The sequence below is a fragment of the Ruegeria marisrubri genome (assembly GCF_001507595.1).
Lineage (GTDB): Bacteria > Pseudomonadota > Alphaproteobacteria > Rhodobacterales > Rhodobacteraceae > Ruegeria > Ruegeria marisrubri.
Genome location: NZ_LQBQ01000039.1, coordinates 152,091 through 160,484 on the forward strand (window position 1 = coordinate 152,091; position 8,394 = coordinate 160,484).

Annotated in this window: 9 protein-coding genes; 6 read left to right on the forward strand and 3 right to left on the reverse strand. The window is 66.6% G+C overall.

The window, feature by feature from the left end; genetic code table 11:
- The first annotated feature begins 118 nt into the window (after nt 1-118).
- From AVO45_RS19210 to AVO45_RS19220, 3 genes are all read left to right on the forward strand, one after another.
- Nucleotides 119-1,291, forward strand: coding sequence for an MFS transporter (locus tag AVO45_RS19210; protein WP_068350247.1), 1,173 nt, complete (start codon nt 119-121; stop codon nt 1,289-1,291).
- Between the two features lie 30 nt (nt 1,292-1,321).
- Nucleotides 1,322-2,356: a glycosyltransferase family 4 protein gene (locus AVO45_RS19215; protein WP_068350249.1), complete on the forward strand. Its 1,035-nt coding sequence runs from the start codon at nt 1,322-1,324 to the stop codon at nt 2,354-2,356.
- A 113-nt stretch (nt 2,357-2,469) separates the two neighbouring features.
- Entirely contained in the window at nt 2,470-3,492 is a 1,023-nt protein-coding gene (locus AVO45_RS19220; RefSeq protein WP_068350252.1) for an aspartate-semialdehyde dehydrogenase, read from the forward strand.
- Nucleotides 3,493-3,561: 69 nt separating this feature from the next.
- Here the strand turns inward: AVO45_RS19220 and AVO45_RS19225 are convergent, their stop codons facing one another.
- On the reverse strand, nt 3,562-4,212 hold the full coding sequence (locus AVO45_RS19225) for a carbonic anhydrase (protein ID WP_068350254.1): 651 nt from the start codon (nt 4,210-4,212) through the stop codon (nt 3,562-3,564).
- Nucleotides 4,213-4,367: 155 nt separating this feature from the next.
- Between AVO45_RS19225 and AVO45_RS19230 the strand changes: the two genes are divergently transcribed.
- The 3 genes from AVO45_RS19230 (at nt 4,368) to AVO45_RS19240 (ending at nt 6,928) form a co-directional block, all read left to right on the forward strand.
- Nucleotides 4,368-4,748, forward strand: coding sequence for a hypothetical protein (locus tag AVO45_RS19230; RefSeq protein WP_420819941.1), 381 nt, complete (start codon nt 4,368-4,370; stop codon nt 4,746-4,748).
- 63 nt (nt 4,749-4,811) lie between these two features.
- Nucleotides 4,812-6,194 (forward strand): leucyl aminopeptidase family protein, encoded by a 1,383-nt coding sequence (locus AVO45_RS19235; RefSeq protein WP_068350256.1) that lies wholly within the window; start codon nt 4,812-4,814, stop codon nt 6,192-6,194.
- The gene (locus tag AVO45_RS19240; protein WP_068350259.1) at nt 6,191-6,928 is read left to right on the forward strand and encodes a C40 family peptidase; all 738 of its coding nucleotides are present in this window, start codon (nt 6,191-6,193) and stop codon (nt 6,926-6,928) included. The genes AVO45_RS19235 and AVO45_RS19240 overlap by 4 nt, the downstream gene beginning before the upstream one ends.
- On the opposite strand, the gene AVO45_RS19245 is transcribed toward AVO45_RS19240, so the two are convergent.
- Nucleotides 6,925-7,275 carry a DUF2794 domain-containing protein gene (locus AVO45_RS19245; protein ID WP_068350261.1) on the reverse strand — a complete coding sequence of 117 codons (351 nt, stop codon included), beginning with the start codon at nt 7,273-7,275 and terminating at the stop codon, nt 6,925-6,927. The two genes, AVO45_RS19240 and AVO45_RS19245, sit on opposite strands and share 4 nt — an antisense overlap.
- Before the next feature lie 103 nt (nt 7,276-7,378).
- Nucleotides 7,379-8,394 (reverse strand): DUF6504 family protein (locus AVO45_RS19250; RefSeq protein WP_169796034.1); only part of this gene is annotated, 1,016 nt, incomplete at its 5' end.

Genomic DNA, 8,394 nt, shown 5'->3' on the forward strand with positions numbered 1-8,394 from the left:
ACCACATTAGAGCGGGAACGGCTGAATTCAGAAACTTGCAACAAACCACACGCGCTTGTGCCCGGCTGCTTAACGTGCGAACCATGCCCGGGATTGGGCAATCGGCGAGGCAAGGGCGATGCGGGCAGGCTTGGTGGTATTGTGTCTGGCCTATGTGCTGAGCCAGTTCTTCCGGGCCTTTCTGGCGGTTCTGACCGCAGATCTGGGGCGCGACATCGGTGCCGTGCCCGAGGATCTGGCCCATGCCTCGGGGCTTTGGTTCATCACTTTCGCCGCCATGCAGATCCCCGTCGGCTGGGCGCTGGACCGGATCGGGCCGAGGCGCACCGCCTCGGTTCTGCTGCTGCTGGGTGGCTCGGGTGGCGCGGCGCTGTTCGCGGCGGCGACCGCGCCGATCCATGTGAGCTTGGCGATGGTCCTGATCGGGGTGGGATGCTCGCCGGTGCTGATGGCCTCGTATTTCATTTTTGCGCGCGAGTTTCCCCCGGCCAGGTTCGCCACGCTGGCCGCCGTCATGCTGGGCGTGGGCTCGGTCGGCAATCTGGTTGCCTCGTATCCCACTGCCCTTGCCGTCGAGCTGATCGGGTGGCGGGCCACGCTTGCCGGGCTGGCCGCGATTTCCGGCGCGGTGGCGGTCGGCATCTGGGCAACCGTGCATGACCCGGAAAAGGCCTCGGGCGATCAGAAAGGGTCGCTCATCGACCTGCTGAAGGAACCCGCCCTGTGGACGATCCTGCCGCTGATGCTGGTGGCCTATGCGCCGTCCGCCGCGCTGCGCGGGTTGTGGGCGGGGCCGTATCTGCGGGACGTGTTCGCGCTGGAGACCACGCAGATCGGGCAGGCGACGCTGGTCATGGGCGCGGCGATGATCGCGGGAACCTTTGCCTATGGGCCGCTCGACCGGCTGTTGGGCACCCGCAAATGGGTCGTGCTGGGCGGCAACGTGCTGGGCGCCGCAGCGCTGGCCCTGTTGTGCCTGTGGATCGACAGGGCGGTCTGGTCGTCGGTCATTCTGCTGGCGGTCATCGGCTTTCTGGGGGCCTCGTTCCCGGTGGTCATGGCGCATGGGCGGGCCTTCATTCCGGCGCATCTGGTCGGGCGGGGGGTGACCCTGCTGAACCTCTTCGGGATCGGCGGCGTCGGCATCATGCAGTTCGTCACCGGGCGCATTCACGCGGGATATGCCGACGGTGGCGCCACGGCGCCCTACATCGCCATTTTCGGCTTTTTTGCGGTCGCGCTTGCTGCCGGCTGCGCGGTATATGTGTTCAGCCGGGACAGTATCGACTGAGGCCCACCGGATCGGCGACAGGAGAAGAACTTGAAAGACGCGCGGGTCATCGCTCCGAATCTGAAACGCCGCCTGTCGGGGGTGACGGCGACGATCGCGCGGTTGGTGCCGTTGCAGAACAGGTGGATCGAGATCGCGGCCACGGGGCCGGGCCTGCCGGCTGACATCCCGCATATCCCTTTGTGGAAGATCCCTCTGCTGCCGCGCGGGAAGCTGCGGGTCTGGCACGCGCGGCGCAATACCGAGATGCTGCTGGGCCTGATCCTGCGCCACCTGTTCCGCATGAGGCTGAAGCTGCTGTTCACCAGCGCCTCGCAACGGGCGCATACGGGCTATACCAAGTGGCTGATCGGCAGGATGGACGCGGTGGTGGCGACCTCGCGCAAGACGGCCGGGTATCTTGAGCGGGACGCGCAGGTGATCATGCACGGGATCAACCTGCGGGATTTCACCCCGCCGCAGGACAAGGCGGCGCTGCGCGAAAAGCTGGGGCTGCCCGACGGGCTGCTGCTGGGCTGCTACGGGCGCATCCGGCACCAGAAGGGCACCGACGCCTTCGTGGATGCGATGATCGGGCTGTGCGGGCAGTTCGATGACGTGACGGGCATCGTCATGGGGCGGGCCACGGAAAAGCATGTGGGCTTTCTGAACGATCTGAAGGCCAAGGTGGCCGAGGCCGGCCTGTCCGACCGCATCCTGTTCATGCCCGAGGTCACGGTGGACAAGATCGCGGAATGGTATCAGGTGCTGGACCTGTTCATCGCGCCGCAGCGGTGGGAGGGGTTCGGCCTGACGCCGCTGGAGGCGATGGCCTGTGGCGTGCCGGTGGTGGCCACGGATGTGGGGGCGTTTTCCGAGATCGTGACCGACCCGTCGCTGGGCCGGGTGGTGCCGCCGGGTGACGTTCCGGCGCTGACGGCGGCTGCGGCGGCGATGCTGGCCGATCGCGATTCCCTTTCCGGCGCCGGCGTGGCCGCGCGCGCCCATGTCGAACGCCATTTCGACATCGAGGGCGAGGCACGGGCGCTGGTCGAGCTGTATCAGGGCCTTCTCGACGCGGGCTGAGACACCGCGCCACGCCCGAAATCGGGCAGATTGCGGCAATCAGGCCCCCCGCCCCCCTTTTTTCTTTCGCAAAGGGTGCTATGAACGCGCGTCCTTAACGTAGGAGACTAGACATGGGCTATCGCGTCGTCGTCGTCGGCGCCACGGGCAACGTGGGCCGCGAAATGCTGAACATCCTGGCCGAGCGCCAGTTCCCGGTTGACGAAATCGCCGCTCTGGCGAGCCGTCGGTCGCTGGGCACCGAGGTCAGCTTTGGCGACAAGACACTCAAGACCCAGGATCTGGACACCTTCGATTTCACCGGCTGGGACATGGCGCTGTTCGCCGTGGGGTCGGCCGCGACCAAGGATTACGCCCCCAAGGCGGCGGCCGCGGGCTGCGTGGTGATCGACAACTCGTCGCTCTATCGCTACGATCCCGAGATCCCGCTGATCGTTCCGGAAGTGAACCCGCAGGCGATCCACGACTACAAGAACAAGAACATCATCGCCAACCCCAACTGCTCGACCGCGCAGATGGTGGTGGCGCTCAAGCCGCTGCATGACCGTGCGAAGATCAAGCGCGTCGTGGTCTCGACCTACCAGTCGGTGTCGGGCGCCGGCAAGGAAGGCATGGACGAGCTGTGGGACCAGACCAAGGCCGTCTACAACCCGATCAACGAGGTCGAACCGAAGAAGTTCCAGAAACAGATCGCCTTCAACGTCATCCCGCATATCGACGTCTTCATGGAGGACGGTTCCACCAAGGAAGAGTGGAAGATGGTGGTCGAGACCAAGAAGATCGTCGATCCCTCGATCAAGGTCACCGCGACCTGCGTGCGGGTGCCGGTCTTCGTCGGCCATTCCGAGGCGATCAACATCGAGTTCGAGGAATTCCTGGACGAGGACGAGGCCCGCGACATCCTGCGCGAATCGCCCGGCATCATGGTGATCGACAAGCGCGAGTCCGGCGGCTACGTCACGCCGGTGGAATGCGTGGGCGATTTCGCCACCTTCATCAGCCGCATCCGTCAGGACGCCACCGTCGAGAACGGCCTGAACCTGTGGTGCGTGTCGGACAATCTGCGCAAGGGCGCGGCGCTGAACGCGGTTCAGATCGCCGAGCTGCTGGGCCGCGAGGTTCTGAAGAAAGGCTGAGACAGGCCGGACGGAAACGAAAAAGGCGCCCCGTGGGGCGCCTTTTTTGTCTCTGGCATCTGATGCTGCTCAGACCTCGTGGAACTTCCCGGTTGCCGGGTCGTAACATTCCAGCCCGCCCTCTCCGATATCGGTCCACAGCCCGTGCAGGCTGAGCTCTCCCTCCTTCACGGCGCTTTCGACGAAGGGGAAGGTCATCAGGTTCTCCAGCGAGGCGACGACCGCCTGCCGCTCGAACTGGCGGGCCTGTTCGGCGCTGTCCTCGATGCCCGCGACCGTTTCGAACTTGGGCTTGAGGACATCCATCCAGCGTCCGACAAAGCTTTCCTTGGCTTCCAGTTGCGGGGCATTGCCCTTGCACATGTCGATGCAGCCCTGCACGCCGCCGCATTGCGAATGGCCCAGAACGATCAGGTGGGCCACTTTCAGGGCCGTCACCGCGTATTCGATCGCGGCGCTGGTGCCGTGGCGCGCGTCGTCCTGCTCGTAGGGCGGCACGAGGTTGGCGATGTTTCGGTGAATGAAGAACTCGCCCTGGTCAGCGCCGAAGATCGAGGTGACATGCACCCGGCTGTCGCAGCAGGAAATCACCATCGCGCGGGGGCGTTGCCCCTCGGTCGCAAGCCGCTTGTACCACGCCTTGTTTTCCGAATAGGTCGTGGCCTTCCAGCCGTGATACCGTTGCACCAGGTAGCTTGGCAGAGGTCGCGCAAATTCCATTCCTGTGTCCCCGCAGTTTTCGCTCCGTCGCTCATTTATTCCGAATTGCGGGAAAATTCGAGACATTATCTGCCCTCGCAGCAACCTTTTGCGAAGAATTGCGGTGTCAGGATGCCCCTGTACCGTGGGGGTGCGCAGAAATTGGGGTGAAGGGTGTGGAGAAAGTTGTCACGCTTGATCAGAAGGAATCCGTGCGTCTGGATGCGGACCGGTTGGGGGCCTTGGTCGGCCAACTGGGTGATCGCAACGCAGAGGAAGTGGTGTGCCGGGCCATCGAGGAACTGGCGGTGCGGCTGTCCAATTGCGACCGGATGTGGCGCCGGCAGGATTGGGTCGGCCTGCGCAAGAGCGCGCGGTCGCTGGTGGCGATCGCCGAGCAGATCGGGATGAGCGCGCTGGCGCGGGTTGCGAATGACGTGACCGGCGCGGTGGATTCGGGCGATCACGTCGCCGCCAGCGCGACGCTGTTTCGCCTGATCCGGGTCGGCGAGCGATCACTTGCCGCGGTCTGGGATCAGCAGGACCTGTCGATCTGACGGGGGTTGCAGGCGCGGGGCCGAAGGGTAGTCTGGGCGCGACCAGACAGAGGTGACCTGCCCATGACACTGACCTTCGCCGCGCCCTCGGACGGCGCGATCCCCCTGCATGTGATTGACCGGACCGGCCTGGATGCGTGGCTGGAGAGCCAGTCGCCCGAGATTGGGTCCTGGGTTCAGGCAAACGGGTTCACGGGGGCCTTGGGACAGACCCTGTTGATCCCCGGCCGGGATGGCGCACCGGAATGCGCGTTGGCGGGATACGGGAAGGCGTCCGATCGGGCGCGGAAGCGTTTTCCGCTGGCGGCGGCGGCGCAGGCGTTGCCGAAAGGCACCTACCGGATTGCCTCGGGTGTCGCGCAAGAGGCGCTGGAGGTCGAGGCGCTGGGCTGGCTGCTGACCGGCTATGCCTATGGCCGCTACAAGTCCCAGTCCGGGGCCAAGGCGCAACTGGTCGCACCGGAGGGAGTGGAGGCCGCGCGGATCGAGGTGCTGGCGCAGGCCGAGGCCCTGATCCGCGATCTGGTCAACACGCCCGCCGCCGACATGGGGCCGGGCGAGTTGCAGGCCGCCGCCGAGGACCTGGCCAGGGAATTCGGGGCCTCTTGCGAAACCATCGCCGGTGACGATCTGCTGGAGGCCAACCTGCCGATGATCCATGCGGTCGGGCGCGCGGCAGATCGCGCGCCCCGGCTGATCGAGATGAACTGGGGGCAATCGGGGCCCAAGCTGACGCTGGTCGGCAAGGGTGTCTGTTTCGACACTGGCGGGCTGGACCTGAAACCCGCCGTCGCGATGGGCCTGATGAAAAAGGACATGGGCGGTGCGGCGAATGTACTGGGGCTGGCGCGGATGATCATGGCGCTGAACCTGCCGCTGAAACTGCGCGTGCTGATCCCGGCGGTCGAGAACTCGGTCTCGGGCAACGCCTTTCGCCCCGGCGACATCCTGACCTCGCGCAAGGGGCTGACGGTCGAGGTCAACAACACCGACGCCGAGGGGCGGCTGGTGCTGGCCGACGCGCTGGCGCTGGCGGATGAAGGGGCGCCGGATCTGGTGATTTCGATGGCGACGCTGACCGGCGCGGCGCGGGTGGCCGTGGGGGCCGATCTGGCCCCGTTCTACGCCGATGACGACGAGGCCGCGCTGGCGCTGGGCCGGGCCGCGGCACGGATGGTCGATCCGATCTGGCGGATGCCGTTCCATGAACCCTACGAGGCGATGATCGAACCGGGGATCGCGGATCTGGACAACGCGCCGTCGGGCGGCTTTGCGGGGTCGATCACGGCGGCCCTGTTCCTGCGCCGCTTCGTGACCCAGAGCGCCTATGTGCATTTCGACATCTATTCCTGGCAGCGGGCCAAAGAACCGGGCCGCAGCAAGGGCGGGCTGGGGCAGGGGCCGCGGGCAATTCTCGGGGCTTTGCCGGAATTGCTGAAGCTATGACAAGGCGCCAGATCACCGTCCCCGTCGTCGATCTGCTGCGCGCGCCCGGTGGGCCGCGCGACCGGCAATTGCTTTTCGGCGACACGGTCCGCGTCATCGAAGAGCGCGAGGGCATGAGCCGGCTGGTCGCCGACAAGGATGGCTATTCCGGCTGGGTGCCCGCGGATGTGCTTGGCCCGGTGACCGAGGCGACGCATTGGGTCAGCGCAGCGGCGACGCATGTCTATGCGCGGCCCGACATGAAAAGCCCCGACCGCATGTCGCTGAGTTTCGGCAGCCGGATCGCGGTGCAGTCTGAATCGGATACCTTCGTGGAAACCGGTCAGGGGTTCATTCCCAAGGTGCATGTCCAGCCCGAAGGCATTGTGATGACAGATCCGGTCTCGGTGGCCGAACTGTTCCTGGGAACGCCCTACCTGTGGGGCGGCAACAGCCGGTTCGGGCTGGATTGCTCGGGACTGGTGCAGGCGGCGCTTCTGGCCTGCGGTTGCCCCTGCCCCGGCGACAGTGGCGATCAGGAGGCGGCACTTGGCACCGCCCTGCCGCCGGGCAGCGCGCCACGACGGGGGGATCTGCTATTCTGGAAAGGCCATGTGGCCTGGGTGGCGGACCCGCAGACCCTGCTGCATGCCAATGCCTGGCACATGGCGGTGCAATTCGAGCCGCTGGAGGCCGCGATCGAACGCATCGCCGCGCAGGGCGACGGGCCGGTCACCGCGCACAAAAGGCTCTAGTCAGGGTCCACGGACCGGATCAGCTTGCGCTCGAGCACCCGCAGAACCGTGCGCAGGTCGTGGCCGCGCTTGAGAATGCGCCCGTCCATGCCGACGACCGAATACATGCCCTGCCGCTGGCGCAGCTTGGGGTTCTTTTCGATCCGGTAGAGCGGATGTTCCGCCGTTCTGCGGAAAACCGAGAACACGGCCATGTCGCGCAGGTTCGAGATGCCGTAGTCGCGCCACTCTCCTGCCGCCACCATCCGGCCATAGACAGAGAGGATCAAGGACAACTCGCGCCGGTCGAACGCGACCTGCATCTGGGCCGGGCCCGCCGTGAACGGGCTGGGAGGCTGCATGTTCATGACCCAAGCCTTGCCGCATTTTTTTGCCAAATCAAGCCCGATGCGCGCAGATCGCCGGCAGTTGAGGCGTTGCGAGCACGCCCCGAACCGCCGGCGCCGGGGGTCAGGCGAAACTGCCCTGGCAGAACCAGCCCGAGGACATCGCGCCGCCATGGCCGTAAAACAGCCACAGGCGGTCGCCCTGCTCGGTCACCACCACCCAGTAATCGCGCACGCCGCTGCGCCAGTTGGGGTCATCCAGCCACCATTCCGGGGCGATCCGTTCAGGGCCGGTGGCCTGCGCCAGTTGCCAGTCGCGCCCGCGCCAGCGGAAACTGGCGGGCACATCGGGGCGGTCGGGGGCCATCACCGGCTCGGGCCGCCACATCAGCAGGGGGCGCGGGCGCGGCGGGGCGGGCCAGTCGCGCGCCGGGTCCGACCAGGCCGCCGCCAGCGTCTGCGCGGTTTTCTCGGGGATGTGCGAGGCCGCCGGGTGTTGTCGCGTGATCGCCTCGAGGCCCACCCGCGCGCCCAGCTTGCCAATCAGGTCATTCAGCGCCGTGTTCCCCACCAGCCGGTTGCGCACGGCGCGGCTGGCCTCGGCATGGCCGGTCAGGGTGCGGGCGTGTACCGGCTCGGTCTGCACCGCCGCAAGGCGCAGCATGTCGATGCCATAGCCCGCGTCAATCTGGTCGATTTTCATCTCTAACAAAGGGCGAATGCGGTGTTTGTCATGGGAAGGGCGGGCCAGCCCGATCTCGACGATCTCGGCCGCCTGATCGGTGCGGTGCGCCTCGAGCCGCAGGGTCCGCGCCCCGCGGGACTTTTCCTCGAGCCGCGCGCACAGGGTCGGCAGCATCCGGTCGATGGCGGCCATCACGTCCTCGGCCAGGCCGATCGGGTTGGGCAGGGTCATCCGCACCGCAAAGTGATGCGGGGGGCGGGCGGGCGAGACCGGCTCGGGCGCGCTGCCCATCGCCTGATCCAGCCGCAGAACCAGACCGCGCCCGAACCGGCGGGCCAAACTGGCACGCGGCTGGCCCAGCAGGTCGCCGATCCGCCGCAGGCCCAGCCGGTTCAGCTGCGCCACGGTCCGGTCGTCCAGCCGCAGCGCCGCGATGGGCAGGTCGCGCATGATCT